This is a genomic window from Giesbergeria sp. (genome assembly GCF_028686475.1).
Classification (GTDB): Bacteria; Pseudomonadota; Gammaproteobacteria; order Burkholderiales; family Burkholderiaceae_C; genus Simplicispira.
Map to the genome: position 1 here is coordinate 20,059 of NZ_JAQUCA010000022.1, position 24,037 is coordinate 44,095.

The 24,037-nt window shown below is 58.9% G+C and carries 28 protein-coding genes; 9 read left to right on the forward strand and 19 right to left on the reverse strand.

Annotated elements, in window-relative coordinates; translation table 11 throughout:
- Positions 1-62: 62 nt before the first annotated feature.
- Entirely contained in the window at positions 63-710 is a 648-nt protein-coding gene (locus PHX60_RS12875) for an OmpA family protein (protein ID WP_300078484.1), read from the reverse strand.
- A gap of 96 nt (positions 711-806) precedes the next feature.
- On the opposite strand from PHX60_RS12875, the gene PHX60_RS12880 reads away from it, so the two are divergent.
- A complete protein-coding gene (locus PHX60_RS12880; protein ID WP_300078396.1) occupies positions 807-1,940 on the forward strand; it encodes an MltA domain-containing protein in 1,134 nt (377 codons plus the stop codon).
- Positions 1,941-1,948: 8 nt separating this feature from the next.
- Here PHX60_RS12880 and PHX60_RS12885 read toward each other — a convergent pair whose 3' ends face one another.
- A complete protein-coding gene (locus PHX60_RS12885; RefSeq protein ID WP_300078399.1) occupies positions 1,949-2,449 on the reverse strand; it encodes a MarR family winged helix-turn-helix transcriptional regulator in 501 nt (166 codons plus the stop codon).
- Positions 2,450-2,589: 140 nt separating this feature from the next.
- Between PHX60_RS12885 and recA the strand changes: the two genes are divergently transcribed.
- The 6 genes from recA (at position 2,590) to PHX60_RS12915 (ending at position 9,092) form a co-directional block, all read left to right on the forward strand.
- Positions 2,590-3,771, forward strand: coding sequence for a recombinase RecA (recA, locus tag PHX60_RS12890; RefSeq protein ID WP_300078402.1), 1,182 nt, complete (start codon positions 2,590-2,592; stop codon positions 3,769-3,771).
- Entirely contained in the window at positions 3,771-4,223 is a 453-nt protein-coding gene (recX, locus tag PHX60_RS12895) for a recombination regulator RecX (RefSeq protein WP_300078405.1), read from the forward strand. The genes recA and recX overlap by 1 nt, the downstream gene beginning before the upstream one ends.
- Positions 4,224-4,313: 90 nt before the next feature.
- Complete coding sequence (locus tag PHX60_RS12900) at positions 4,314-5,729, forward strand: efflux transporter outer membrane subunit (RefSeq protein WP_300078408.1); 1,416 nt, start codon at positions 4,314-4,316, stop codon at positions 5,727-5,729.
- 59 nt (positions 5,730-5,788) lie between these two features.
- Complete coding sequence (locus PHX60_RS12905; protein ID WP_300078411.1) at positions 5,789-7,144, forward strand: efflux RND transporter periplasmic adaptor subunit; 1,356 nt, start codon at positions 5,789-5,791, stop codon at positions 7,142-7,144.
- Positions 7,141-7,884: an ABC transporter ATP-binding protein gene (locus PHX60_RS12910; RefSeq protein WP_300078414.1), complete on the forward strand. Its 744-nt coding sequence runs from the start codon at positions 7,141-7,143 to the stop codon at positions 7,882-7,884. The genes PHX60_RS12905 and PHX60_RS12910 overlap by 4 nt, the downstream gene beginning before the upstream one ends.
- Complete coding sequence (locus PHX60_RS12915; RefSeq protein WP_300078417.1) at positions 7,884-9,092, forward strand: ABC transporter permease; 1,209 nt, start codon at positions 7,884-7,886, stop codon at positions 9,090-9,092. Before PHX60_RS12910 ends, PHX60_RS12915 begins: the two co-directional genes overlap by 1 nt.
- A gap of 84 nt (positions 9,093-9,176) precedes the next feature.
- On the opposite strand, the gene fliR is transcribed toward PHX60_RS12915, so the two are convergent.
- The 13 genes from fliR to fliF all read right to left on the reverse strand — a co-directional run bounded on the left by fliR (position 9,177) and on the right by fliF (position 20,442).
- Entirely contained in the window at positions 9,177-9,962 is a 786-nt protein-coding gene (fliR, locus tag PHX60_RS12920; protein WP_300078420.1) for a flagellar biosynthetic protein FliR, read from the reverse strand.
- On the reverse strand, positions 9,963-10,232 hold the full coding sequence (gene fliQ / locus PHX60_RS12925) for a flagellar biosynthesis protein FliQ (protein WP_300078423.1): 270 nt from the start codon (positions 10,230-10,232) through the stop codon (positions 9,963-9,965).
- A 17-nt stretch (positions 10,233-10,249) separates the two neighbouring features.
- Positions 10,250-11,020, reverse strand: a complete 771-nt coding sequence (gene fliP, locus PHX60_RS12930) for a flagellar type III secretion system pore protein FliP (RefSeq protein ID WP_300078424.1) — start codon at positions 11,018-11,020, stop codon at positions 10,250-10,252.
- On the reverse strand, positions 11,007-11,420 hold the full coding sequence (locus tag PHX60_RS12935; protein WP_300078427.1) for a flagellar biosynthetic protein FliO: 414 nt from the start codon (positions 11,418-11,420) through the stop codon (positions 11,007-11,009). The genes fliP and PHX60_RS12935 overlap by 14 nt, the downstream gene beginning before the upstream one ends.
- Positions 11,371-11,820, reverse strand: a complete 450-nt coding sequence (gene fliN, locus PHX60_RS12940) for a flagellar motor switch protein FliN (protein ID WP_300078430.1) — start codon at positions 11,818-11,820, stop codon at positions 11,371-11,373. Before fliN ends, PHX60_RS12935 begins: the two co-directional genes overlap by 50 nt.
- Positions 11,810-12,814: a flagellar motor switch protein FliM gene (fliM, locus tag PHX60_RS12945; RefSeq protein ID WP_300078433.1), complete on the reverse strand. Its 1,005-nt coding sequence runs from the start codon at positions 12,812-12,814 to the stop codon at positions 11,810-11,812. Before fliM ends, fliN begins: the two co-directional genes overlap by 11 nt.
- A gap of 19 nt (positions 12,815-12,833) precedes the next feature.
- Complete coding sequence (locus PHX60_RS12950; RefSeq protein WP_300078435.1) at positions 12,834-13,382, reverse strand: flagellar basal body-associated FliL family protein; 549 nt, start codon at positions 13,380-13,382, stop codon at positions 12,834-12,836.
- A 162-nt stretch (positions 13,383-13,544) separates the two neighbouring features.
- On the reverse strand, positions 13,545-15,011 hold the full coding sequence (locus tag PHX60_RS12955) for a flagellar hook-length control protein FliK (RefSeq protein ID WP_300078437.1): 1,467 nt from the start codon (positions 15,009-15,011) through the stop codon (positions 13,545-13,547).
- A gap of 18 nt (positions 15,012-15,029) precedes the next feature.
- Positions 15,030-15,482 carry a flagellar export protein FliJ gene (gene fliJ / locus PHX60_RS12960; RefSeq protein WP_300078439.1) on the reverse strand — a complete coding sequence of 151 codons (453 nt, stop codon included), beginning with the start codon at positions 15,480-15,482 and terminating at the stop codon, positions 15,030-15,032.
- A gap of 19 nt (positions 15,483-15,501) precedes the next feature.
- Positions 15,502-16,857 carry a flagellar protein export ATPase FliI gene (gene fliI / locus PHX60_RS12965; RefSeq protein WP_300078486.1) on the reverse strand — a complete coding sequence of 452 codons (1,356 nt, stop codon included), beginning with the start codon at positions 16,855-16,857 and terminating at the stop codon, positions 15,502-15,504.
- Between the two features lie 46 nt (positions 16,858-16,903).
- A complete protein-coding gene (locus PHX60_RS12970) occupies positions 16,904-17,737 on the reverse strand; it encodes a FliH/SctL family protein (RefSeq protein ID WP_300078441.1) in 834 nt (277 codons plus the stop codon).
- Positions 17,730-18,725 (reverse strand): flagellar motor switch protein FliG, encoded by a 996-nt coding sequence (gene fliG, locus PHX60_RS12975; RefSeq protein ID WP_300078443.1) that lies wholly within the window; start codon positions 18,723-18,725, stop codon positions 17,730-17,732. Before fliG ends, PHX60_RS12970 begins: the two co-directional genes overlap by 8 nt.
- A gap of 37 nt (positions 18,726-18,762) precedes the next feature.
- The gene (gene fliF / locus PHX60_RS12980; RefSeq protein ID WP_300078446.1) at positions 18,763-20,442 is read right to left on the reverse strand and encodes a flagellar basal-body MS-ring/collar protein FliF; all 1,680 of its coding nucleotides are present in this window, start codon (positions 20,440-20,442) and stop codon (positions 18,763-18,765) included.
- Between the two features lie 178 nt (positions 20,443-20,620).
- Between fliF and fliE the strand changes: the two genes are divergently transcribed.
- On the forward strand, positions 20,621-20,938 hold the full coding sequence (fliE, locus tag PHX60_RS12985; protein WP_300078449.1) for a flagellar hook-basal body complex protein FliE: 318 nt from the start codon (positions 20,621-20,623) through the stop codon (positions 20,936-20,938).
- A gap of 231 nt (positions 20,939-21,169) precedes the next feature.
- Here the strand turns inward: fliE and PHX60_RS12990 are convergent, their stop codons facing one another.
- The 3 genes from PHX60_RS12990 to fliD all read right to left on the reverse strand — a co-directional run bounded on the left by PHX60_RS12990 (position 21,170) and on the right by fliD (position 23,427).
- Entirely contained in the window at positions 21,170-21,469 is a 300-nt protein-coding gene (locus PHX60_RS12990) for a flagellar protein FliT (protein ID WP_300078451.1), read from the reverse strand.
- Between the two features lie 3 nt (positions 21,470-21,472).
- Positions 21,473-21,931, reverse strand: a complete 459-nt coding sequence (gene fliS, locus PHX60_RS12995; protein ID WP_300078453.1) for a flagellar export chaperone FliS — start codon at positions 21,929-21,931, stop codon at positions 21,473-21,475.
- Between the two features lie 71 nt (positions 21,932-22,002).
- A complete protein-coding gene (gene fliD / locus PHX60_RS13000; RefSeq protein WP_300078455.1) occupies positions 22,003-23,427 on the reverse strand; it encodes a flagellar filament capping protein FliD in 1,425 nt (474 codons plus the stop codon).
- Between fliD and PHX60_RS13005 the strand changes: the two genes are divergently transcribed.
- A complete protein-coding gene (locus tag PHX60_RS13005) occupies positions 23,417-23,641 on the forward strand; it encodes a hypothetical protein (RefSeq protein WP_300078458.1) in 225 nt (74 codons plus the stop codon). The genes fliD and PHX60_RS13005 overlap by 11 nt on opposite strands.
- Here PHX60_RS13005 and PHX60_RS13010 read toward each other — a convergent pair.
- On the reverse strand, positions 23,616-23,960 hold the full coding sequence (locus tag PHX60_RS13010) for a hypothetical protein (protein ID WP_300078460.1): 345 nt from the start codon (positions 23,958-23,960) through the stop codon (positions 23,616-23,618). The genes PHX60_RS13005 and PHX60_RS13010 overlap by 26 nt on opposite strands.
- Between the last annotated feature and the right edge of the window lie 77 nt (positions 23,961-24,037).

Below are 24,037 nucleotides of genomic sequence, written 5' to 3' on the forward strand. Positions count from 1 at the left end.
CGAGTACGCGAGGTACTGGCGTGCAAGCCCGCCTCGCACGCCACGACCTACGAATGGCCACATTAATTGCCGGTACGTTCCCCGACAAAAATTTCTACCCGGCGGTTGCGCGCCCGGCCATCAGCACTGGCATTGCTGGCAATCGGTTGGTAAGAGCCTTGACCTTCGGTTTGGATGCGCGCGCCACTCACGCCACGGGTGGTCAGGTAGCTGCGTGTGCTGTTGGCACGTTCCAACGACAGGGGGTTGTTGACGGCATCGCTGCCGGTGTTGTCGGTGTGGCCCACAATGCGGACATCGGTGCTTTGGTTGGCGCGCAAGCTGGCAGCAAAACGGTCTAGCACTGGGGCAAAGTTGCCCTTGACGTTAGAGCGGCCCACATCAAAAGAGATGTCGCTGGGGATGTCCAGCTTGAGTTGGTTGTCAGCAGTTTGCGAGACAGCAATACCGGTGCCTTGCGTGGCTTGCTCCATTTCGCGCTTTTGGCGCTCCATGTTTTGCGACCAGATATAGGTACCCAAGGCACCAACGCCCGCACCAATCACGGCACCGGTGCCCGCTTTGCCGCCGGTAGAAGAGCTAATCACGGCACCCGCCAAGGCCCCTACGCCTGCCCCGGTGGCAGTGCGCCGTTGGGTGTCTGACATGGTGACGCAGCCACTCAAAAACAAGGCGCTGATTGTGGTGCCCAAGAGAAGGTGTTGACGCAGATTCATAAAAAAATTTCCTCTCAATTGAATTGATAGTGTGCAACGATGGCACAAAATAGCACGGGCGCGCAAGCAGTTCAAGCACAATCGCCCCCCATGACCATCGCATCCTTGCGCCTTGGCATGGCCGCTGTGGTAGCCGCCATGCTGGCCGCTTGTTCTACCACATCCCCCGAGCCGCCTTACCCAGGGCCTGCTTATGTCCCTTTGCCACCGCCCGCGCTGCTGGGCCTGCCCTCCATTACCCAATCGGCCAGCCGCTGGGTGCCCGTGCCTTGGCAAGAGTTGCCCGGCCTGAGCGAAGACGCACTGCACGAAGCTTGGAATGCTTGGGTTCGTAGTTGCGAGCGCCCACATCCGGCCTTTCAAACCCTGTGCCCACAGGTGCGCCGCCTGAGCATTGGCACACCGCAAGAGCAGCGCGCTTTTTTGTTTGAGCGTTTGCAGCCCTACCGGGTCGAAACCAACAATGGCGCTGTCGATGGCCTATTGACGGGCTATTACGAGCCAGAAATGAATGCTACGCGCTTGCCCAGCGCTGGTTACAACGTGCCACTTTACAGCCCTCCGGCCAACTTGGGCGCGCGCAAGCCGTGGTATTCGCGCCAGCAAATTGATACCCTGCCCGAAGCCCAAACCGCTTTGCAAGGCCGCGTAATTGCCTGGGTATCTGACCCGATAGAAGCGCTGGTGCTGCACATCCAAGGCTCCGGGCGCTTGCGGATTACCGAGCCAGATGGCCGGGTGCGCTTGGTACGTTTGGCTTTTGCCGGTACCAACGACCACCCCTACCGCAGCGTGGGGCGCTGGTTGCTAGACCAAGACTTGATTCGTGATGCCTCTTGGCCCGGTATCAAGGCATGGATTGCCCAAAACCCGCAGCGGGTGCAAGAAATGCTCTGGAGCAACCCGCGTTATGTGTTCTTCAAAGAGGAGCCTTTGCAGGGTTTAGACAAAGAGTTTGGCCCCAAAGGGGCGCAAGGGGTGGCTTTGACACCGGGGCGCTCGATTGCCGTGGACCGGCAAAGCATCCCCTATGGCACGCCAGTGTGGATGGCCTCCAGTGGCCCCACCGGCCACATTCAACGCTTGGTGCTGGCGCAAGACACCGGCAGCGCGATTGTCGGGGCGGTGCGTGCCGATTACTTTACCGGCTGGGGCAGCCAAGCAGGCGATATTGCTGGGCGGCTGAAGCAGAACCTGCGCCTGTGGGTGTTGTGGCCGCGCTAAACAGGGGCCTAGTGCGGCGTATAACTGCCCGCATAGGCTTCTAAGCCCAGCGCCACCACGGTAGCAATGTCTGGCCCCACCTCGGCACGAAATTCGGCTTCGGCTTGGGCGACTGCATCGTGAAACGCTTGCAACCACGCCAGCCCTGCCGGGGTAAAGCACACCTGCCGCGCGCGGGCATCGTGCGGGTCAGGGCGGCGCGTCACCAGCCCCCAAGCCGCGCATTGGTCCACCAAATCGGCCATCGCCTGCTTGCTCATGCCCGCCCGTTGGGCCAAATCGGTCAGACGCTCGCCCTGCAAAGACAGATGGCGCGTGATGTGGATATGCGCGGCACTGACTTGCTTGCGCGCGGCCAAGTTCGACAGCGCCAGCGGCACCTCGGCATCGTGTGCCATCAGTTCTAACACGCGCGCATCAAAACGGCGCAAGGCATGGCCCATCAGGCGGCCCAAGTGGGTTTGTCGCCAACCGTCGTCTGGCCGGGGAGGAGAGAAATTTTCAGGCATGGATATAGTCAGGCAAACTGACTAAAAAAATGGTTTTTCTATTCTAAGCATCCGCTAAACTTGCGTTCAAGCCAGTCCACACTTTGTTTCCCTGGAACCCGGCTTACCAGCCAAACCTTTGATTTTTCAGGAGATAGTCCATGAGCAACCCCACCACCCGCAGTATGCCCGCCGACAGCGAAAAAGCCAAAGCCTTGGCCGCCGCCTTGGCCCAAATCGAAAAGCAATTTGGCAAGGGCACCATCATGCGCTTGGACGAAGGCGAGGTCATTGAAGACATCCAAGTCGTCTCTACCGGATCTTTGGGGCTAGACATTGCCTTGGGTGTGGGCGGCTTGCCGCGTGGCCGGGTGATTGAAATTTACGGCCCCGAATCGTCGGGCAAAACCACCCTGACGCTGCAAGTGATTGCCGAAATGCAAAAAATTGGCGGTCAGTGTGCGTTTGTCGATGCCGAACATGCGCTTGACATCCAATACGCGCAAAAACTGGGCGTACACCTCGAAGACCTGCTGATTAGCCAGCCCGACACCGGCGAACAGGCGCTAGAGATTGTCGATAGCTTGGTGCGCTCGGGCGCGGTAGATTTGATTGTGGTGGACTCGGTGGCCGCGCTCACGCCCAAGGCCGAACTGGAAGGCGATATGGGTGACAGCCTGCCCGGCCTGCAAGCGCGCCTGATGAGCCAAGCACTGCGTAAGCTGACCTCCAGCATCAAAAAAACCAACTGCACCGTGATTTTCATCAACCAAATTCGCATGAAAATTGGCGTGATGTTTGGCAGCCCAGAGACCACCACCGGCGGCAACGCGCTCAAGTTTTATGCCAGCGTGCGCTTGGACATCCGCCGCACTGGCTCGATTAAAAAGGGCGAAGAAGTGCTGGGCAATGAAACCAGAGTCAAGGTAGTGAAGAATAAAGTCGCGCCCCCGTTCAAAACGGCAGAGTTTGATATTTTGTTTGGCGAAGGCATCTCGCGCGAGGGCGAAATCATCGACATGGGTGTAGCGGCCAAATTGGTCGAAAAATCGGGTGCTTGGTATGCCTACAACGGCGAAAAAATCGGCCAAGGCCGTGACAATTCGCGTGAATTTTTGCGCGAAAACCCCGCCCTGGCCTACGAGATTGAAAACAAAGTACGCGCCAGCTTGGGCATTGCCCTGTTGCCAGCCAGCAGCGCCCCCAGCAACCCGGACAGCAGCGCCGATGTCGTAGCAGCACCGGCGCCGCGTGGTCGCAAAGCAGCCGAGGCCAAGGCGGCAGCCGCGCTGCCAGTCGATAGCGCTGCCAGCAGCACCGGTAACAACAACAGCGCCGACTGATGGCCTTGGCGCGTCCGCCTTGGTCGCTCAAAGGCCGGGCCTTGCGCTATGTAGCCGCGCGCGAACACTCGCGCGCCGAGTTGCAGCGCAAGCTGGCCCCGCATGTGCAAGAGGGCGATGACTTACCCGCGCTGCTGGACTATTTGCAGGCACAGGGCTTTATCAACGAGGAGCGGCTGATAGAGTCGGTGCTGCACCAAAAAGCCGGGCGCATGGGGGCGCTACGCCTGCGCCAACAACTGCGTGCCAAAGGTGTGGATGCCGATGCGGTGCAACAAGCCTTGGCGCAACTGCAACAAAGCCCCGAGGGCAGCGAGCAAGAGCGCGCCCAAGCCCTGTGGCAACAGCGTTTTGGCCAAGCCGCCACCGAGCCACGCGAACGCTTGCGCCAAATGCGTTTTTTAGCTGCACGCGGTTTTAGCGCCGATGTCATTTGGCGCGTGGTGCCCTAGGGCAGTTTATGCAACTTTATGCAGCCGCCACACCCCAGACAAGCAAGGGCGGCACAATCGGCTTCCCTATAACGGTTGTTGGTGCGCGCTATGTCTCTGCTGCTTTCTTCTCGCCGTGCTTGCTCTTCACCGCCCGCTAGGTTCGTACCCTTGCTGCTGGTGGCTTTGTTGAGTACGGCTTGTGCCAGTCCTGCTGGCCGCTGGCCATCATGGGCTGATGCGCCGCCCGAGGCACAAGCGGCACAAGCAGCGCAGGCGGCCCCCGCCAGCCCCTTAGCGCTGTGGTGGCAAGATTGGAACGATGCCCCCTTGCACGCCCTGATAGAACAGGCTTTGCAGGCCAGCCCCACGGTGCGCCAAGCCCAAGCCGCACTGCGCCAAGCGCGCGCCCAAGTCCAAGTGCAAACCGCCAACTTGGCCCCTGGTGTCGATGCCAGCGCCTCGGCGCAGCGCAACCGGGCCAACCACCAGAGCAGCAACCGTTTTCAGGTGGGCTTGGATGCCAGTTGGGAGTGGGATGTTTGGGGCCGCTTAGACGCCGGTATCGAGGCCAGCCAAGCCGATGCCCAAGCCAGCCAAGCCAGCTTGGCGCAAACCCAAGTCACGCTGGCCGCCGAGGTGGCATTGCAATACATCAGCTTGCGGAGCTTGCAAGCCCGATGGGAGATTGCCCAACGCAACTTGGCCAGCCAGCGCGAAACGTGGCAACTGACCGATTGGCGCGTGCAGGCGGGTTTAAGTACCTCCTTGGTGCTGGAGCAGGCGCGCGCCAGTATGGAGCAAACCGCAGCGCAAATCCCGCAACTGCACAGCAGCTTGGCCCAAGCAAGGCACCGTTTGGCGGTACTCACGGGTCAAGCCCCGACCGCCTTAGAGGCCCTGCTGGCCGATGCCCGCCCCGTACCACAACCCGCCGCCGATTTGGCCGTGGCCCTGCCCGCCGAAACCCTGCGCCAGCGCCCCGATGTGCGCGCGGCCGAAGAGCGTATTCGCGCTGCTTTGGCGCGCGTAGCACAGGCCGATGCAGCGCGCTATCCCAGCTTCAGGCTAGGTGGCTCGATAGGCCTGAGCGCCCTGACTTTGGGCACGCTGGGCACCGGTGCTGCCGTGGCCAATGCGCTGCTGGCCAGTGTCTCGGTGCCCTTGTTGGATGGCGGTGCTGCCCGCGCCCAAGTGCAGGTACAAGCAGCGGCGCTAGAGCAAGCGCGCAGCGCCTACCAAGCCACCGTATTAACGGCACTGCAAGAAGTCGCAGATGCCCTTGTCGCCCTGCAAGGCGACCGCCAACGGCTAACGCACTTGCAAGCCGCTGCCCAAGCGGCAGAAAACGCCGCCTTGTTGGCACAACAACGCTACCGCAGTGGCCTGATTGATTTTCAAGCGGTGCTAGAAACCCAGCGCACGCTGCTATCCACCCAAGACAGCGTGGCCAGCACCGCCGCCAGCGTAGCCGCCGACCATGTGCGCCTGTACAAGGCGCTAGGCGGTGGCTGGATACCCGCCTAAACCACGCCTGAGCCTTGTTGTCTGTTTGCGCCTAGCGCCTCTTTTTTCTGAATGCTCCCATGACTGCTCCTGATGCCCACACTGCCGCCACCCCTTCGGCCCCTGCGGCGGGCCTGCAAGCCCTGCTCGGCACCAACGCCAGCAGCCGCCGCTGGTGGCAACGCCCGTGGCTGTGGGCCGGTGTGGCGACGCTGGCGCTGACCGTGCCCGCTTACCAGTACTGGCAGCAACGCCAGCAAGCCCAAGCCGCACCGCGTTTTGTGACTGAGGAAGTGCGCCGGGGCGACATCACCTTGAGCGTAGCGGCCAACGGCACCTTGCAGCCTACGCGCTCGGTCAATATCGGCAGTGAACTATCCGGCACGGTGCGCCGGGTCTTGGTGGATGTGAACGACCAAGTCAAAAAAGGCCAATTGCTGGTGGAATTAGACACCGCCAAGCTGTCGGCGCAAGTCTTGCGCTCGCGCGCCAATTTGGCCTCGGCACACGCCCGGCAGGCCCAAGCCGCCGCCACAGTGCAAGAGGCACGCGCCAATCTGACCCGCCTAGAAGAAGTGGCGCGCCTGTCCGGCGGCAAAGTTCCTTCCGAGGCCGAACTCGACACGGGCCGCGCCACGTTGGCCCGCGCCCAAGCCGAAGCCACCAGCGCCCGCGCCAGTGTCGAAGATGCCAAAGCGGCCCTCTCGACCGATGAAACCAATCTGGGCAAAGCCTCGATTCGCTCCCCGATTGATGGCGTGGTGCTATCGCGCACGGTCGAGCCGGGCAATGCCGTGGCCGCCTCGCTGCAAGCCGTTACCTTGATGACGCTGGCCGAAGACCTGGGCAAACTCGAATTGCAAGTGAATGTGGATGAGGCCGATGTAGGTGCCGTGCAGGTAGGCCAAAAAGCCAGTTTTACCGTCAGTGCCTACCCCTCGCGCAAGTACCCAGCCAGCATCACCCGCGTGGCCTATGGCTCCACCAAAACCGACAACGTCGTCACCTACATCACTTGGCTGGATGTGGACAACCAAGACCGTAGCTTGCGCCCCGGCATGACGGCCGCTGCCACCATCACCGCCACCGAACGCAACCAAGTTTTGCTCGTGCCCAATACCGCCTTGCGCTTTACGCCGCGCAGCACCGAGAGCGCCGACAAAGCCGCTGGCAGTGGCAGCAGTGGCGGTGGTTTGGTCTCGCAGCTGATGCCGCGCCCGCCACGCGCTGCCGGACAAGGTACACGCAAAGCCGGTGAAGCCGGTAGCAGCGTGGGCAAAATGCGCCAAATTTGGTTGCTGAAAAACGGTGCGCCTGAGGCCGTACAGGTGCGCGCTGGCATCAGCGATGGCCGCCTGACAGAAGTCAGTGCCGAGGGCCTAGAACCCGGCATGGCCGTGATTACCGACCAGCGCAGCAACAAGGCCGCGCCATGACGGCCAGCAGCAGCACCGCCCAGCCCCTGATTCAACTGCGCGGCATTACCAAGGTGTATGGCGAAGGGGCTTTGGCCTTTCAGGCGCTCAAAGGGGTAGATTTGGCGATTGCCCAAGGCGATTTTGTCGCCATCATGGGGCCGAGTGGCTCGGGCAAATCCACCGCCATGAATACTTTAGGCTGCCTAGACCGCCCCACCAGCGGCGAGTACCTGTTTCGCGGCGAACATGTCGAAGCCCTCACGCGCGACCAGCGCGCCCTGCTGCGGCGGCAGTATTTTGGTTTTGTCTTTCAGGGCTTTAACCTGCTGGCGCGCACCTCGGCGCAAGAAAATGTTGAGTTGCCCTTGCTCTACCGGGGCGAGAAAGCCGCCCAGCGCCATACCGCCGCGCGGCAGGCCTTGGCCTCGGTGGGCTTGGCGGGTTGGGAACACCACACCCCGGCAGAACTCTCGGGCGGCCAGCAACAGCGCGTGGCGATTGCGCGCGCCATCGTGACACAACCAGCGGTGTTGCTGGCCGATGAACCCACCGGCAACTTGGACACCCAGCGCAGCCATGAAATCATGGAATTGCTCTGGCAGCTCAACCACGCGCAGGGGATTACGGTGCTGATGGTGACGCACGAGCCGGACATGGCCGCCTATGCCCGGCGCATCGTGCATTTTGTCGATGGCTTGGTGGACAGCGACACCCCGAACCCGCACCCGGCGGGTCTTAAAAACGCGGAGGCTGGCTAATGCTGTTCAATACCTTGCTGCTGGCGCTGCGCTCCATTCGGCGCAACCTGATGCGCTCTTTTCTGACCATTTTGGGCATCGTGATTGGCGTCAGTGCCGTGATTACGATGGTCACGCTGGGCAATGGTGCCACGCTGGCGGTGCAAAACCAAATTGCTGGGCTGGGCACCAATTTATTGCAAATACGCCCCGGCCAGCGCATGGGGCCGGGTGCTGGTGGGGGCGGCGCGCCCTCGTTCAAAGATGTGGATGCCGATGCCATCGCGCAACAAATTGGCGGCATTTTGGCCGTGGCCCCCGAAGGGCGCACCAACACCACCGTGGTGGCTGGGGGCCGCAACTGGACTAGCAGCGTGATTGGCAGCAGCAACGCCTGGTTGCAAACTGGCAACTGGAGCGTGCGCTTGGGCCGAGAATTCTCTGACGACGAATTGCGCGCTGGCGCTGCTGTCTGCCTGATTGGCGAAACCATTCGGCGCGAACTGTTTGGCGATGGCGATGCGGTGGGCGGGCAACTGCGCGTGCGCCAAATGTCGTGCGAAATCGTCGGCGTGCTGGCCGCCAAAGGCCAAGGCGCATTTGGGAACGACCAAGACGAAGTGGTATTGTTACCGCTCAAAACGCTGCAACGGCGCGTCACCGGCAGCACGCGCGTGCAAACCCTGTTGGTGTCCATGCAAGACGATAGCGACCCCGAGCGCGTCAAAGCCAGTTTGACGCAATTGCTGCGCGAGCGGCGCAAACTGGCCGCCAGCGACGAAAACAACTTCAACATCCTCGACACGCAACAACTGGCGGAGACCATGTCCGGCACCACCAAAGTCATGACGATGCTGCTGGGCGCGGTGGCGGCGGTCAGTTTGCTGGTGGGCGGTATCGGCATCATGAACATCATGCTGGTGAGCGTGACCGAACGCACGCGCGAAATTGGTCTGCGCTTGGCCATTGGAGCCTTGGAGCGCGAGGTGCTGTTGCAATTTTTGATTGAGGCAGTGGTACTGGCCTGTCTGGGCGGCATCATCGGCATTGTGCTGGCCACCGGGGCTTCGGTCGCCTTGGCCGGGGTAATGGGCATACCCTATGTGTTTAACTTGGGCGTGAACGTGCTGTCGTTTGTATTCTCGGCGGGCATTGGCGTGATGTTTGGTTATTTCCCTGCCCGACGGGCCGCACGGCTGGACCCGATTGAGGCGCTGCGGCACGAGTGAAACCCTTTTACACTGCACAGGGTTATGTTGGGTTGCACGCAACCCAACCTACGAATTCTGCACTGGCTCTTTTCATCAAGGGCACTAACGCCTGCTGGCAAACAGGTCAATCGCCTGTTGTAACAACGTCAAAATCGGCTGCTCTAACATCGGCAAGGTGGCGGTAATGCCCAACAAACCCACCGTGAGCGTGACCGGAAAACCCACGGCATAAATATTCATTTGCGGGGCCACGCGCGAAATAATGCCCATCGTCAGGTTGACAAACAACAGCAGCGCCATCAGCGGCAGGGCAATCCACATGGCGCTGGAAAACAGCGAAGCGCCCAGCTCGTGCAGTTTCATGCGCCCCAGGGCGTACAAAAAGTTTCCGTCCACCGGAAAATGCGTAAAACTCTCGACCACCGCCATAATCAGCAGCAAATGGCCGTTAATCACCACAAACAGCAGCAGCGCGATTTGGCTATAAAAACGCCCCACAGCGCTGATTTGGGTATTGCTACTCGGGTCAAAAAACGAGGCAAAATTCAAACCCATTTGCAGGCCAATAATTTCGCCCGCCAGCTCGACTGAGGCAAACACCAAGCGCACGGCAAAGCCCAAAGCCAAACCAATCGCCAATTGCTGCATCACTGCCCCCAGTGCCGCCGGGCCGTTGAACATTACCACGGGCTGGTCTATCAGCATCGGCTGCGCGCACAGGGCAATAAAAAAAGCCAAGCCTACCTTGGCCCGTGCGGGAATGACGCGGATAGAAAACAGCGGTGCCGCCGTAAACAATGCCAGCACGCGCAAAAACGGCCACAAAATCGGCGACAGCCAGCCGACCAGTTGTGCCTCGGTAAAGGTGATGAGGCCGGTAGAACCCATTTAGCCCATGATGCCAGGAATGGATTCAATCGTGCGGCGGATGTAATCGACCAAGGTGCTGAGCATCCACGGGCCAGCCAGCGCAAATACCAGCATGGCGGCCACCAGCTTGGGCACAAAGGCCAATGTGGCCTCGTGGATTTGCGTCACCGCCTGAAAAATACTCACCAGCAGGCCCACAGCCAGCACGGTACCCAGCACCGGCATAGAAATCATCAGCAGCAAGGTCAGGGCCTCGCGCCCGATAGTCAAAACCATTTGGGGGGTCATGGAAAATTCTCGCCCATCTAGGTAACAAAGCTGGCAGCCAAAGAGCCGACCAACAAATTCCAGCCATCGGCCAGCACAAACAGCATCAGCTTGAATGGCAAAGCCACCAACACCGGCGACAGCATCATCATGCCCAAGGACATCAAAATGCTCGACACCACCATGTCAATCACCAAAAATGGAATAAAAATCATGAAGCCAATTTGAAAGGCCGATTTCAGTTCACTGGTGACAAAGGCGGGCACGAGTACGCGCAGCGGAGCGGTCTCTGCTGTGGTGCTGGGGTCTAGTTTGGCCAGCTTGGCAAACAAAGAAAAGTCCGACTGGCGCGTTTGTTTCAGCATGAACGAGCGCATCGGCGCTTCGGCCTTGGCCACGGCCTGCTCAAAGCTGATAGCGTTGGTGGTATAGGGCACATAGGCATCTTGGTACACCTTGTCCAGCGTCGGCCCCATGACAAACATGGTTAAAAACAGCGACAAGCCAATAATGACTTGGTTCGGTGGCGATGATTGCGTGCCCAGCGCTTGCCGAATCAGCGACAACACAATCACAATGCGCGTAAAACCCGTCATCATCAGCAAAATGCTGGGCAAAAAAGACAGTGCCGTAAAAAACAGCAGCGTCTGAATCGGCACCGAGAAACTGGTGCCCGAGCCACCCGAGCCGACCAACACCGGCAAACTGCCAGCGGCTTGGGCCAGCGCCGGACTGGGCAAGGCCAGCAGCGCCAGCAAACCTAAAACGCTGGCAGCACCCAGCCAATGGAAATGCCTAGACTGAGGCATGGCTGGCATCCTTGGCATTGCCAACTGGCGTGGCTGGGGTGGCGTGCGTGGCTTGGGCCACGGCATGGGCAAAAGACACCGGGGCCACCGAAGGCGGCAGCACATGCAGACAACTGATGTTTTGCGCCGTGACACCCAGCACTAAGCGGGTTTTTTCTTGCTCTGTGGCAATTTCTACCATCACCACGCGCTGCTGTGGCCCCACCGCCACCACCGATAGCACCTTGGCTGCTACCCCGGCTGGGGCTTGGGCGGCATGGCGCTGCTGCCACTGGCGCAACAACCACGGTGCGCTGGCCATTGCGCCAATAAACAGCACCACCACCAGCAAGGTCTGGGTGATGCTACCGCTATCCGCCACGGCTGACGCGGCGTAGCCGCTCTGAGGGCGTGACCACATCGGTCAGGCGGATACCGAACTTGTCGTTCACCACCACCACCTCGCCCTGGGCAATCAGGTAGCCATTGACCAGCACATCCATCGGCTCACCGGCCAGCGCGTCCAACTCGACCACCGAGCCTTGGGCCAGTTGCAAAATGTATTTAATCGGCACCTTGGTGCGCCCCAACTCTACCGACAACTGCACCGGAATATCCAGCACCATGTTGATGTCGTTGATGGCGGGCGCGGCATCTACTGTCGGGCCAAAAGGCCGCAGAGGCTCGCCGGTTAAAGGGCCGCCCTGTTCGGTGTTGAGGCCAGACGATTTGTCGTCCACCTTTTTTTGCTCTTCTAGGGCTTCGGCCCAGCCAGCAAAAGCATCATCGCCTGCGGGCTTGTTTTCTTCTTCATTTGCCATTCTTATCTCCCATCCAGCTCAGGTCTGTGGTGCGTAGACATTCTTCGATGCGAATTGCATATTTCGCGTTGTGGGTGCCATATTGGCAGCTGAACACCGGCACGCCACCCACCGAGGCACGGATACGCGGCTCGCGATCCAACTCGATAAAGTCGCCCGGCTTCATGGCCAACAATTGTTCTACCGTGGCATCGGCCCGGGCCAGCTCGGCCACCAGCGTGACTTCTGCCGATTGAATTTCGCGTGTCAATACCTGTACCCAGCGGCGGTCTACTTCAATCGAGTCGCCCTGGGTGGAGGAGTACAGCACATCACGAATCGGCTCCATCGTGGCGTAGGGCATACAGATATGGATGGCCCCGGCCAAGTCGCCAATTTCTAACTGAAACGCGGTTGAGACCACAATTTCACTCGGGGTGGCAATGTTGGCAAACTGCGGCTGCATTTCCGAGCGTTGGTACTCTAACTCTAGCGGGTAGATGCCATGCCAAGCTTTTTTGTATTCGGCACAAATCACATCCACCAAGCGGTTGATGATGCGCTGCTCGGTGGGCGAAAAATCGCGCCCTTCAATGCGGGTTTGGAACTTGCCAACCCCGCCAAACAGGGTGTCGATGATGCCAAAGACGATGGACGGCTCACACACAATCAGGCCACTGCCGCGCAGGGGCCGAATGGCGACAATGTTGAAGTTGGTGGGTACGGCCAGCTCACGCAAAAAAGCGCTGTAACGTTGCACAGCCACCGTGCCAACCGAGATTTCTGGGCTGCGGCGGATAAAGTTGAACAGGCCAATACGAAAGTTGCGGGCAAAGCGCTCGTTGACGATTTCCATCGTCGGCATACGCCCGCGCACAATGCGCTCTTGGCTAGAGATGTCATAGCGGCGGACTTCGCCTTCTTCATGCACTTCTTCGGCATGTTTTTGGCTCTCACCCGTTACGCCCTCCAGAAGGGCATCGACCTCTTCTTGGGATAGAAATGATTCGCTCATGGCGGCGACCCTATCGGCATCATTGGATGATAAAGCTGGAGAACAGCACGCGGCGCACCGGATTTTGCCGTCGGCGTGGTGCCTCTTCCTCTTCCTCGGGGGCAGCCCGTGCGGCAGGAGGCTTAAAGCCTAGCGCTTTGCCGGCTTCACGTTGGATGTCGGTGGCCAGCTTTTCTTTGCCTTCTAGGCGCAACAGGTCTTCGGCGGTGCGCTGGGATACCAGCATCAAAATGGTGCTACGCACGCTGGGCATGAGCTTTTTGAGCTGGTCGGCGGTTTTTTCGTCGCCTACCTCTAGCGTAATGCCCAATTGCACAAAGCGCTCGCCGCCCGCATCGGCCAAATTGACCACCATGTTTTCCAGGGGTAAGAAGGTGGGCACCGTGGCCTTGGATTCGGCCTGTGCGGCTTCGCCTTCTTCGCCAGCTGCGCCTTTAGACATCATCCAAAAAGCACCGCCGCCACCGACGAGCAGCAACACGAACACAACAGCGCCAATAATCAGCAGTTTTTTCTTGCCCTTGGCAGGCGGGGCGGCAGAGTCGTCAGCCGGGGGGTTAGATGGCACGATGAAATTTCCTTGCAACAAACGCCAGCTTAGGCCCTATGCTGGGCATGGGCTGGCGGCAGTAAATGAGGTGCATTATGGGCACAGTAAGCCTTGGATAATAGCCAGATTAAAACGCCAAAGCCTTGGCATTCTCTAAGCCTATGGCCTATATCGCCTAGCTTAAACAAAAATATCCACGGCCTTGTCGCTGATGATGTCGGCGCTGCGTGGGCGTGGCGTTGGAGCGTGGGCCTCTACGGTGGTGGTGCGCGCGTCTGTGGGCGCGCCACCGCGCTGGCCGCTGGGGTTGTTGCCTTGGCCTTGGGTGGCAGATTCGCCCACGTTCATGCCCGACAATACCAGCCCTTGGCTCTCTAGCAGGGCGCGCAACTGGGCCTGGCTGGCATCGAGCAGGGCGCGGGTTTCGTTTTGGTCGCTGGTAAAACTTACATGGGCTTCGTTGCCGTTCAGGCTGACCGTGACTTGTACCGGATGCCCGTCATGCTCTACCGTGAGTTCGGCATTTTGGATATTTTGATGCACCCAGTAAGACACCTGCTCGGCCACGCTGTCTTCGGTCGGTAAGGCGTTGGCCAAATCGAACATCGGGTTTTCTGCCAGCGTTGCGGCATCGGTGCTGGGGCCGCTCAGGCCATACACCCCTTGGGCATCGGGGTTTTGGCCAGCAGAGGTGCCACGCCCGCCCTCGTTGCCACGCCCTGCGCCTTGGCCTTGCCCGGCCAACAGGCCCCCTAGCGTTTCGCTGCTTGGTGCGGCAGTCGCTTCATTGAAGGTGCTGGGCAGGTGGTTGCCCGCAGGTAGCCAGTCGTGCGCTGGCTGTGGTTGCGCGTTGTTGATGGCCGTCTGCACCAGCGTGGGGGCGACGTTGCTTGCATTGGCCATTTGGGCGGTGCTGCGCTGCTCTAGCGCATCTAAACGCTGGCTGGCTGCGCTGCGCCCTGCCCAAGCCTCGGTGGTAGGGACGCTGCTGGCAGCGGCAAAATTGCGGCCCGGTATTTTTTTGCCCAAACCAAGCGTTTGCGCTGATTCGCTCTCCAGCGCGCCATCTAAGGCAGCCGTTTGTGCCACCAGGCCGAGTTCGCCGCCGCTGCTGAGCGCCGCTACGCTACGCGAACCGGCGGCAACCCCTTCACCCAAGAAGGTTTGCATGGCGTTTGGCATCTGCCCTGTGGCCAGTGGTAGCCCTGCCGTTGCTGTTGAAGTGGGGAGGGTGGACAAGGGATTGTGATTTTTTCCTGCACCCAATTGCACGGTCGCCATGCTTTGCAGAGCAGCAGGCGCTTGGGTTTGGGTTTGGGATAGCTGCGTTGGATTGGCAGCACCCGTAAACCCGGCCTGCAAGGCCAACAAAGAGGACATTAACGCACCGGGAGCGGTTTCTGCGTTGGACGTTATAGACGTTGCCAGGGTTGAAGGCAACTGCTGGTCTGCTTGGGACAACAATCCCTGGCCTGCTGTATCTGTCTCACTGCCAGACAAAAGGCTATCGCCCAAAGCAGTCAATAAACCTAAAAAATCACCGGCACTTGCCGCTTGGCCTGGCGCACCTTGGGATGCACGCTGTTTGGCGGCAGTGGTGCCAGAGGCGGCGTGGTTGGCAGAGGGCGCTACGTGCATTTTTTCCATGATTTCGGCTCCTGACCCTTACAGGGGTTTGCGTTGCTGAAAGTACTGCTGGGCAGCACGTTCATCAGTTTGTTTTTGCTCACGGCGCATTTGGACCAGTTCGATTTCTTGGCGGCGCTTGGCCACCAATTTTTGCAAACTGCTCAGGCGCAATTCGGCTTGCAATAACACTTGTTGCGCTTGCTCTACCCGGTAGCTGTGTTGTTGCACCACCGTGGTTTGTAAACCCATTGCATGGCCTAAACGGTCCATAAATTGGTAATGGTGAAACATCACCTCGGGGGCCATCATGGCATTGGCACGCATCCCCCAACGGCCTTCGGTCTCGTTGGCGTAGGCTTGCAGCTGGTCTAATTGGCCTTGCGCTGCCATCTGGGCACTGCGCGTGTTTTGCAGTAAGCGCCGCGCTTCGTCGCGTTGGCGCTCGGCAGCATCTACTGCCACCATCAAGCCGCGCAATGCCGAAGACATGGGTGTTCCTTGCCTGCCGTTATTGGAGGATTTGCGCCATCATGGCACAGCTGTCTTCTAAGGAGGAGGCTTCGTGCATTCCTTGCTGCAAGAAGGCCACCATCGCTGGCTGGCGCCGAATAGCATCGTCCAGTTGGGGATCTGAACCGCTCATGTAGGCCCCGACCTGAATCAAATCGCGCGCCTTTTGGTAGCGCGAGTAAGCCGCGCGAAAGCGGCGCGCCAGCTCAAAATGCTCACGGCTGACCACGTTGTTCATCACGCGCGAGGCCGATTGTTCGATGTCAATCGCCGGAAAATGTCCCATTTCGGCCAGTGCGCGCGACAACACAAAGTGGCCATCCAAAATCGCGCGCGCCGAATCGGCAATCGGGTCTTGTTGGTCATCGCCTTCCGACAGCACGGTGTAAAACGCGGTGATAGAGCCGACGCCATGCAAGCCATTGCCACTGCGCTCGACCAAGCCGGGCAGTTTGGCAAAGCACGAGGGCGGGTAGCCTTTGGTGGCGGGTGGCTCGCCAATCGCCAGGGCAATCTCGCGCTGTGCCATCGCGTAACGGGTGAGCGAGTCCATCAGCAGCAGCACATGCTGGCCCTTGTCGCGGAAATGCTCGGCCACGGCGGTGGCATAGGCGGCACCTTGCATCCGTAGCAGGGGCGGCGCATCGGCGGGGGCAGCCACCACCACGGCACGGCCCCGGTCTTGGGCACCCAAAATGTCTTCAACAAACTCTTTGACTTCGCGGCCGCGTTCGCCAATCAAACCCACCACAATCACATCGGCGCGGGTGTAACGGGCCATCATGCCCAACAACACGCTTTTGCCCACGCCGGAGCCAGCAAATAAACCCAGACGCTGGCCGCGCCCCACGGTCAGTAGGGCGTTGATAGCGCGCACGCCGGTATCCAGCGGTGTACGCACCGGGTCACGCTCCATCGCGTTGATGGGCTGGCGGTTCATGGGCTCGGCACTGACGTGTTGCAGCGGGCCACCGTGGTCTAGCGGAATGCCTTGCGAGTCCACTACCCGCCCCAATAGGCCATCGCCCATCGGCAGGCGCAACATACTGACGGCGCTAATCGGGCGTATTTCTTCGCCCAAACGCGGCACCTGCACATAGGGTGGTGCTGGCACCACGCTGGCACCACTGGACATGCCGTGGATGTCGCCAGCGGGCATGAGAAAAGCGCGTTCGCCTTCAAAGCCGACCACTTCGGCCAGTACCGGCTCTTTGCCAGGCATTTCTAAAAAGCATTGCGAACCCACCGGCACGCGAATGCCTTTGGCTTCTAACACCAAGCCGGTCAGGCGCGTCAGGGTGCCACGGGTTTCTAGCGTGATGCCGCTAGAGACGCGCGCTTTGGCACCGTCCATAAAGTGCGCCCAAGCGGCGGTGCGGTCTTGGGGGGCTTGGGGGTCTTTAGTGGTCATGGGGCTGACCTTGCACAGTGGTGGGTTCTATCTGCCAAGGCAACTCTAGCCCCAGCGTGGCCACCGCACGCTGCCAGCGTTTTTCTAAATGGCCATCAATCACTGTACCCGCCAATTCGACCATACAGCCGCCAGCGGCCACGGCAGCATCGGCCACCCATTGCACGCTGCCATCGGCAAACTCGGCGCGCAAGGCGTCGGACACCACCGCGTAATCGTCGGGGTTGAGGCGCACCGTCGCCGGACGGCCATCGGTGACCAGCATGTCCAGCGCTTCGCGCACCACTGGCTCTAGGGCTTTGGGGTTGATGTGCAGCTCTTGGCGCACCACTTGGCGCGCAATACTACAGGCCAGCTCTAGCACATGTTGGGCCAAATAGCCTTGCATGGCTTGCAAATCGGCATCCAACTCGCGCACCACGGCATCCAAGCGCGCCGCCGCCTCTTTGCCTTGGCCTTGCACGTAGTCGTCCATGCGTTGTTGCCATTCTTGCGTGGCTTGGGCTTGGCCTTGTTGCTTGCCTTGCTCTAGACCCTCGGCCAAACCCTGCTCTACGCCCAAATCGTAGGCTTCTTGGCGCGCCTGTTCTAGCTCCTGTTGGTATTGCTGCTGCTGTTGCAGGGCTTGCTGCTCTAGCTCTAGCTGGCGCTGCTGCTGGCGCTGGGCTTCTTCTTTGGCTTTTTGCTCTAGGGCAGAAGTTGGAAGGCCAAAACTCAGGGCCGAAAAACCGCCCTGCTCCATCGTAGAAAATTGCACCGGCACCACATGCCCCACTTCTTCACGCGGAATGAAGCGGGCATAAACGCTACGGGGTTTAGACATAGCTGTCTTCGGCACCACTGCTGATTACCACCTGACCCTCGTCGGCCAGACGACGCACAATTTTGATAATCTCCTTTTGTTGTTCTTCCACTTCGGACAAGCGCAGGGGGCCGCGTGCTTCCAAGTCTTCTTTGAGCGCCGCCGAGGCACGCTTGGACATGTTGTTGAGAAACTTGTTCATCAACTCGCCCGAAGCACCCTTGAGGGCAATGATGAGGGTCTCGGAAGCCACCTCGCGCAGCACCACTTGGATAGAACGGTCGTCGAGCTTGACCATGTGCTCGAACACGAACATCTTGTCCATGATTTTTTGTGCCAGCTCCGGGTCGTGGCTGCTAATGGACTCCAGCACCGAAGACTCGATGTTGGAACCCAGCAGGTTGATAATTTCTGCCGCTGTTTTAACGCCACCGAGCGAGGTTTTGCGAATTTTGTCGCCCCCGGCCAGCACTTTGAACAATACCTCGTTCAAGTCTTTCAGGGCTACCGGCTGGATGCCCTCTAGCGTGGCCACACGCAGCATCACCTCGCTACGCTGGCGGTCGGTAAACTGCTTGAGTACCGCAGCGGCCTGTTCATAATCCAAATGCACCAGAATAGCGGCGATGATTTGCGGGTGCTCGTTGCGCAACAGTTCGGCCACCGACAGCGGGTCCATCCACTTGAGGCTTTCAATCCCTGATACATCACCGCCTTGCAAGATGCGGTCAATCAGCAAGGATGCCTTATCGTCACCCAAAGCGCGGCGCAATACCGAGCGCACATAGTCGCTGGTATCGGACACCAACAGGCTTTGCGCCGCCGCCGCATTGGTAAATTTAAGCACCACCTCATTGACTTTGTCGTGCGAGACTGAGCGCATCCGCGCAATGGCCTCGCCCAGCTTTTGCACCTCTTTGGGCGAAAAATGCTTGAACACCTCGGAGGCTTCTTCCTCGCCCAGAGACATCAAAAACACGGCAGCGTCGTTCAGCCCTTGGTCATCCATGATAAAAATCCATTCTTATGCAAGTAGGGGGCCAGCTTTATTCGCCATTCACCCAAGCTTTCACAATGTTAGCAACTGCAATGGGGTTTTGGCGGGCCAAGGCGCGCGCCTCTTCTAAGCGATGCTGTTCTGGTGTCAGGTCGCCCGGTGCGGTCAGGGCAGGGCGGTCTGGGATTTCAGCTTCTAGCGCATCCAAGGGCTGCTGTGGGCTGCCATCGGCATTGGGCGGGGGCGGTACCAGTGCCTTGATGGCCGGACGCACCAAGCCCAACAAGACCAAACCAGCAAACAAAGCAATCCCCACTGGCCAAGCAAAACTGCGTGCCAGCTCCAGGGTTTCGGGTTGCTTCCACAGCGGCAAGGCTTCGGCCTTGGCATTGTCGGCTTGGAACGGGGTGTTCATCAGGTTGACCGAATCGCCACGCTCGGGGTTAAAGCCGATGGATTCGCGCACCAAGGCGGTCATTTGGGCAATTTGTTCCGGGGTCATGCCTTTGGTAATCGGCACGCCTTTTTCATCCACGGCGTTTTGGTAGTTGACCACCACCGCTGCCGTTAAGCGCTTAACCTGACCACTGTTGCCACGGGTGACGCGGATGGTTTTGTCCACTTCGTAATTGGTGATGGACTCGCGCTTGCTGTTGCTGATGGCTTTGCTTGCACCGGCAGCGCCGGGGGCGGGATTCGGGCCATTGATGGGGGCAACCGCCGGTTGTGGCGCTTGCGGCTGGTTGGTAGCAGCACCCGGAATGCCCGTAGGGGGGGCAGGGTCGGCTTGGTTGGTGCTGCTCTCTAATACCTGCTGGCTACGGATAGCACCCGCTTCGGCGTTTTGGTTGGGGCGGTGCTGCTCTTGGGTGGATTCGGTGCGACTGAAATCAATCTCTGCCGTCACTTGGGCTTTGACGTTTTCACGCCCCACCACCGGCTCCAAAATGTCCATCACGCGCTTGGTGTACATCTGCTCAATCTGCTGCACGTACATCAGCTGCTGGGCATCAAAGCCTTTGTCATCCGTGCCATCGGGCGATTTGGACAACAGCTTGCCAGTATCGTCCAGCACACTCACGGCGGTAGGCTCTAACTCGGGCACGCTGGCGGCCACTAAATGCACAATGCCAGCCAATTGGGCCTTGTCTAACATGCGCCCCGGATACAAACTTACCAGCACCGAAGCCGAAGGCTTTTGCTGCTCCCGAAAAAATCCATTTTGGTTGGGCAGCGCCAAATGCACGCGCGCACTTTGCACCGATGCCAAAGATTGAATCGAGCGCGTCAACTCGCCCTCTAGGCCGCGCTGAAAGTTCAGGCGCTCCTGAAACTGTGTGGTGCCAAAGCGATTGGTTTCGGTCAGTTCAAAACCCGACACCGAGCCTTTGGGCAGCCCTTGCGAAGCCAAACGCAGGCGAATATCGTGCACCCGGTCGGTGGGAATCAAAATCGCTCCGCCGCCCTCGGTGTATTTGTAGGGCACATTCATCTGCGCCAACTGCGCCACGATGGCACCGCCATCTTTGTCACTCAGGTTAGAAAACAACACCTTGTAATCGGGTTGGCGGTTGAGCATCAAGGCCACCAGCACCGCCGCCACCAGCAGGGCGACACCGCCCCCTAAGCGCAGGCGTTGCCCGTTGTCTAGCGCAGACAGACGCTGCAACCAGACAGGCCGAGCAGGTGGCGAATTGGCATTGGCAGGGAGTTCGGCGATGGCAGACATTTTTTATTCCAATAGGACAGCGCCCGGATACACGGACTTTGCGTGCGTCCGATTATGGGAACTGGCCGCCCTTGCACTCGGCGGATAAGCCCGGCCTTTGGCTTGTTATTTGCCCGGATAGCCGCTGCACTTGTGCCTACCATCACTGCCATCGCCACCTTTTCAGAGCAAGACTATCATGGACATCCGCACTGTCTTTCCCTCCGCGCCATCTCCTAGCACTGCACCCCTACGCCGCACCCCCGAGACCGGTCAACGCAGCAACGTTGAGGACTTAGGGTTTAGCACAGCCTTTAAGGATGCCTTGCAATCGGTCAGTGCCGCGCAAAACCAAACCACACACTTGCAGCGCCAAGTGCAGCTAGAAAACCCCAACGTCAGCTTAGAAGAGACCATGTTGGCCATGCAAAAGGCGCAAATCGGCTTCCAAGCCTCCTTGCATGTGCGTAACCGCATGGTGCAAGCCTATACCGACATCATGAACATGCAGGTGTGAGCCGCACGTTTGCGCCACGCTTGAGGAGGCATCCATCCATTGAACCCATTTTTTTGCCCCTACCCCCCTCCCAGTTTGCACTGCAAAAAGCCCGCCCTGTGTGTACCACAGGACGGGCTTTTTGTTGGCTAGGCGATAGCCGCGCAAAAATCTAACCCCCAAAAACTTGCGCCGCCAGCCCCCAACAACAGGGACTGGCGGCGCAGTGCATTGCGAGGCAATACAGTGATGTCAGTGAATCAGCTGGGGCTGGCCAGCAAACATCTGTTCAAACTGGGTCAGCCAAGGCTCGGCCAGACAGCGAATTTGTGCATCGTTGTGCAAAATGCGCTGCATGATGCGTATTTTTTCGTGCCGATGCTCGGGCAGCAGCTCCAGCTGTTTGGCTTTGGTACGCAACTGCTCAATCAGCACCGCACAAGCCGTCTCGTAGCGCACCACGCCATCCCAATCTTTGTGCTGGGCGGCTTCTAACATCTTGACGCTGCTGGCCTCGATGGCTTTGTAATAGTCGATTAACATTTCTGGCATGGCTCAACCCTCGCTTGTCACCGTGTGGCCGACTGGCGGCACGCTGTCCGGTGCAGAGCTGGCTGCGCCGGGGTTTTTCATGTCGCTCCAGCCTTGGGCAATCGGCCCAATAATGCGGGCGACCTCTTCTAAGATAGCATCGTCGTTGTGGATGTTGGCCTGCACCAAGCGGGCCAAACAATATTCATACAAATCGCTCAAATTTTGAGCGATTTGGCCACCGTTTTCGCGGTCCAGGGCGGTGGCCAGCCCTTCTTCAATAATCCGCATTGCTTTGGCAATGCTGTTACATTTGAGTGCGACATCATCGCGCGCCAAGGCACCCCGCGCTGCGGTGATGGCCTCCAGCACGCCTTGGTACAACAGATGCACCAGCTGGTGCTGATCCATTGTGTGCATACTGGTCTCAACGTTGATACGCTGATAAGCAGAAGCGGCACGGTTGCGATTGGGGCCAAACATGCTGTCAATCCTTACGGAAGAATAATAGTGGTAAATATCGGCCAAATGGTCTCAAACTAAAGTGCTATGCCTTAGTTAGAGCCTTGCTTATTCCAAGCCGTGACTTGCTGGCTGACGTAAGAATTGAGGGCATTGAGCGTGGCCATCTTCGAATCCAAAGCGCTGTAACGCGCATTGAGGCGGTTTTCTAGGGTGTTGGCCTTCTCTTTGACGCGGTCTTGGTCTTGGCTATTGCGCTTGAGCGACAGTTGCAGCGAGGTATCTTTGGTTTTGAAGAAACCATCGGTACTGAGCATGTCGGTGGCCAATGATTTGATACCGGCGGCAATGCCGCTGGCCACGGCATCGGAGCCACGGAACATCTTTTTCAGCTCGTCGGGGTTTTCTAAGGCAGCCGATAGCTTGGCAGAATCAATCTCTAAATTGCCGCCACGCTGCACACCCACGCCAATATCGCTCAAGGTTTTATAGACACCAGAACCTTTGGAGGTCGATTGCATCACTGCCCGCAAGGAGTTTTGCAAACTGACTGCCGTAGAGTCCCCTTGGAACAAACCGGCCTGTTTGGTGGCCGCATCGTATTTGGTGGCCTCGGACAGGTAAGAGTTGACGGCGTTGTAGGCATCGACAAAGGCCGTGATATTCGCTTTGACGGCGCTGTTGTCTTTGGTGACGTTAATCTGTACTGTCTTGGTGCCAGTTTCGGGCATTTTTTCGGCCTTGAAAGTGACACCGGCTACGGTATTGGCAAAAGTGTTGGTGCTAGAGGTGACCGTCAGGCCGTTGACCTTGGCCGTGGCATTGGCAGCAGCCTGTACGGCTCCAGCCGTGGCATCAATGGCGGTAGTGGCCAAACGGTCAAGCCCACCCGGAGTTCCCCCCGTGGTGGTTACGTTAAAACCTGCTGTTTCGCCAGTATTTTTGCCGCTTAAAAGCAAACGTTGGCCGCTGGCATCGGTCAGGATAGTGGCCGTGACACCCGCATTAGCACCGTTGATTTTGCTGGCAATATCGGCCACGGTGTCGGTGGCCGATACCGTAATATCCACCGACGATGCTGGCGTGTTGCCGGTAAAAGCACCGCTAGCGCCGGGGCCAGCTGCATCCCACTTGCCCAATGCAATCGTCATGGTGCCCGAGCCGACAATGCCACTGATAGAGTTAGAAGCCGTAGATTGCGCTTTGGCCAGCTGGGTTACTTCGACACTAAAGCTGGTGGGCAAGGTGCCGCCCACCGCTGTAGCACTGACAAATTCACTACTGGAGGAGCTGGTGGTCACACCATTCCAACCCGTGACGCTGGTAAGCTTGCTGGCCGCGTCGGACAGGGTAGAGACTAAAGACTTCACTTGGCCAAAGGCCGAAATTTTGGCATTGACGGTGGCCGCTTGCAGCTCTAGCTTTTGCAGTGGCCGCTTTTCCAGTTCCACCAACTGGGAAACGATGGACTTAACGTCCAGCCCACTACCTACACCGATTGATGAAATGGATGCCATATCAAAACTCCTGAAATTTCAAGGGAAATTATGGCGCTACGCCAGCGCCGTAAACCGTGGTAAACGTACGCCTAAACCCGCCAATTCGCAAGCTATTGACCTTGTTTGGGGCCAAAAGTGCCATAAAAAAGGCGGCGGCACCGTGGCCACCGCCGCAAAAAAATACTTGCAAGGCATCGACGAATCGACTAATACAACAAAACCAACACGTTAGGAGACAGACGACGCGCTTGGGCTGTCAGGGCTGCGTCGGTGCCTCGCACCATTTGCGTGCGCGACAGCTGGGCTGCCTGCTGCGCTTGGCTGGCGTCGATGGTGCCTGCCTCTGAAGGGGATGACTGCTCCAACGAAAAACCCGCAGGACTGCGGGTTTGGACGTGGGGCGAGAGGGCATCGGCAGGCTTCTTGTTTGGCGCTTGCGCTTCCTTTGCCTTCTCGGAGCGGGTTTTTTCTTTTTCGTGCTGCTTCGTTTCTTTGGCTTTTTTTCCCCCTTCTTCCCTCTTTTCTTTTTTCTGCCACTCGGCGGGTTGCAACGCTTTGCGGTAGGCTTCAGACGAGAAAGAAGAGGAGGAGCCTAGGGTGGCAACAGCCGAAAAACTCCCCTCCAGCC

Bases quoted from the DNA above. Each gene is read 5' to 3' on its own strand.
- PHX60_RS12880 (WP_300078396.1), top strand. From the start codon at position 807: ATGACCATCGCATCCTTGCGCCTTGGCATGGCCGCTGTGGTAGCCGCC.
- PHX60_RS12885 (WP_300078399.1), bottom strand. From the start codon at position 2,449: ATGCCTGAAAATTTCTCTCCTCCCCGGCCAGACGACGGTTGGCGACAA.
- recA (WP_300078402.1), top strand. From the start codon at position 2,590: ATGAGCAACCCCACCACCCGCAGTATGCCCGCCGACAGCGAAAAAGCC.
- recX (WP_300078405.1), top strand. From the start codon at position 3,771: ATGGCCTTGGCGCGTCCGCCTTGGTCGCTCAAAGGCCGGGCCTTGCGC.
- PHX60_RS12900 (WP_300078408.1), top strand. From the start codon at position 4,314: ATGTCTCTGCTGCTTTCTTCTCGCCGTGCTTGCTCTTCACCGCCCGCT.
- PHX60_RS12905 (WP_300078411.1), top strand. From the start codon at position 5,789: ATGACTGCTCCTGATGCCCACACTGCCGCCACCCCTTCGGCCCCTGCG.
- PHX60_RS12910 (WP_300078414.1), top strand. From the start codon at position 7,141: ATGACGGCCAGCAGCAGCACCGCCCAGCCCCTGATTCAACTGCGCGGC.
- PHX60_RS12915 (WP_300078417.1), top strand. From the start codon at position 7,884: ATGCTGTTCAATACCTTGCTGCTGGCGCTGCGCTCCATTCGGCGCAAC.
- fliR (WP_300078420.1), bottom strand. From the start codon at position 9,962: ATGGGTTCTACCGGCCTCATCACCTTTACCGAGGCACAACTGGTCGGC.
- fliQ (WP_300078423.1), bottom strand. From the start codon at position 10,232: ATGACCCCCCAAATGGTTTTGACTATCGGGCGCGAGGCCCTGACCTTG.
- fliP (WP_300078424.1), bottom strand. From the start codon at position 11,020: ATGCCTCAGTCTAGGCATTTCCATTGGCTGGGTGCTGCCAGCGTTTTA.
- PHX60_RS12935 (WP_300078427.1), bottom strand. From the start codon at position 11,420: ATGTGGTCACGCCCTCAGAGCGGCTACGCCGCGTCAGCCGTGGCGGAT.
- fliN (WP_300078430.1), bottom strand. From the start codon at position 11,820: ATGGCAAATGAAGAAGAAAACAAGCCCGCAGGCGATGATGCTTTTGCT.
- fliM (WP_300078433.1), bottom strand. From the start codon at position 12,814: ATGAGCGAATCATTTCTATCCCAAGAAGAGGTCGATGCCCTTCTGGAG.
- PHX60_RS12955 (WP_300078437.1), bottom strand. From the start codon at position 15,011: ATGGAAAAAATGCACGTAGCGCCCTCTGCCAACCACGCCGCCTCTGGC.
- fliJ (WP_300078439.1), bottom strand. From the start codon at position 15,482: ATGTCTTCGGCATTGCGCGGCTTGATGGTGGCAGTAGATGCTGCCGAG.
- fliI (WP_300078486.1), bottom strand. From the start codon at position 16,857: ATGGACGGTGCCAAAGCGCGCGTCTCTAGCGGCATCACGCTAGAAACC.
- PHX60_RS12970 (WP_300078441.1), bottom strand. From the start codon at position 17,737: ATGTCTAAACCCCGTAGCGTTTATGCCCGCTTCATTCCGCGTGAAGAA.
- fliG (WP_300078443.1), bottom strand. From the start codon at position 18,725: ATGGATGACCAAGGGCTGAACGACGCTGCCGTGTTTTTGATGTCTCTG.
- fliF (WP_300078446.1), bottom strand. From the start codon at position 20,442: ATGTCTGCCATCGCCGAACTCCCTGCCAATGCCAATTCGCCACCTGCT.
- fliE (WP_300078449.1), top strand. From the start codon at position 20,621: ATGGACATCCGCACTGTCTTTCCCTCCGCGCCATCTCCTAGCACTGCA.
- PHX60_RS12990 (WP_300078451.1), bottom strand. From the start codon at position 21,469: ATGCCAGAAATGTTAATCGACTATTACAAAGCCATCGAGGCCAGCAGC.
- fliS (WP_300078453.1), bottom strand. From the start codon at position 21,931: ATGTTTGGCCCCAATCGCAACCGTGCCGCTTCTGCTTATCAGCGTATC.
- PHX60_RS13005 (WP_300078458.1), top strand. From the start codon at position 23,417: ATGGATGCCATATCAAAACTCCTGAAATTTCAAGGGAAATTATGGCGC.
- fliD (WP_300078455.1), bottom strand. From the start codon at position 23,427: ATGGCATCCATTTCATCAATCGGTGTAGGTAGTGGGCTGGACGTTAAG.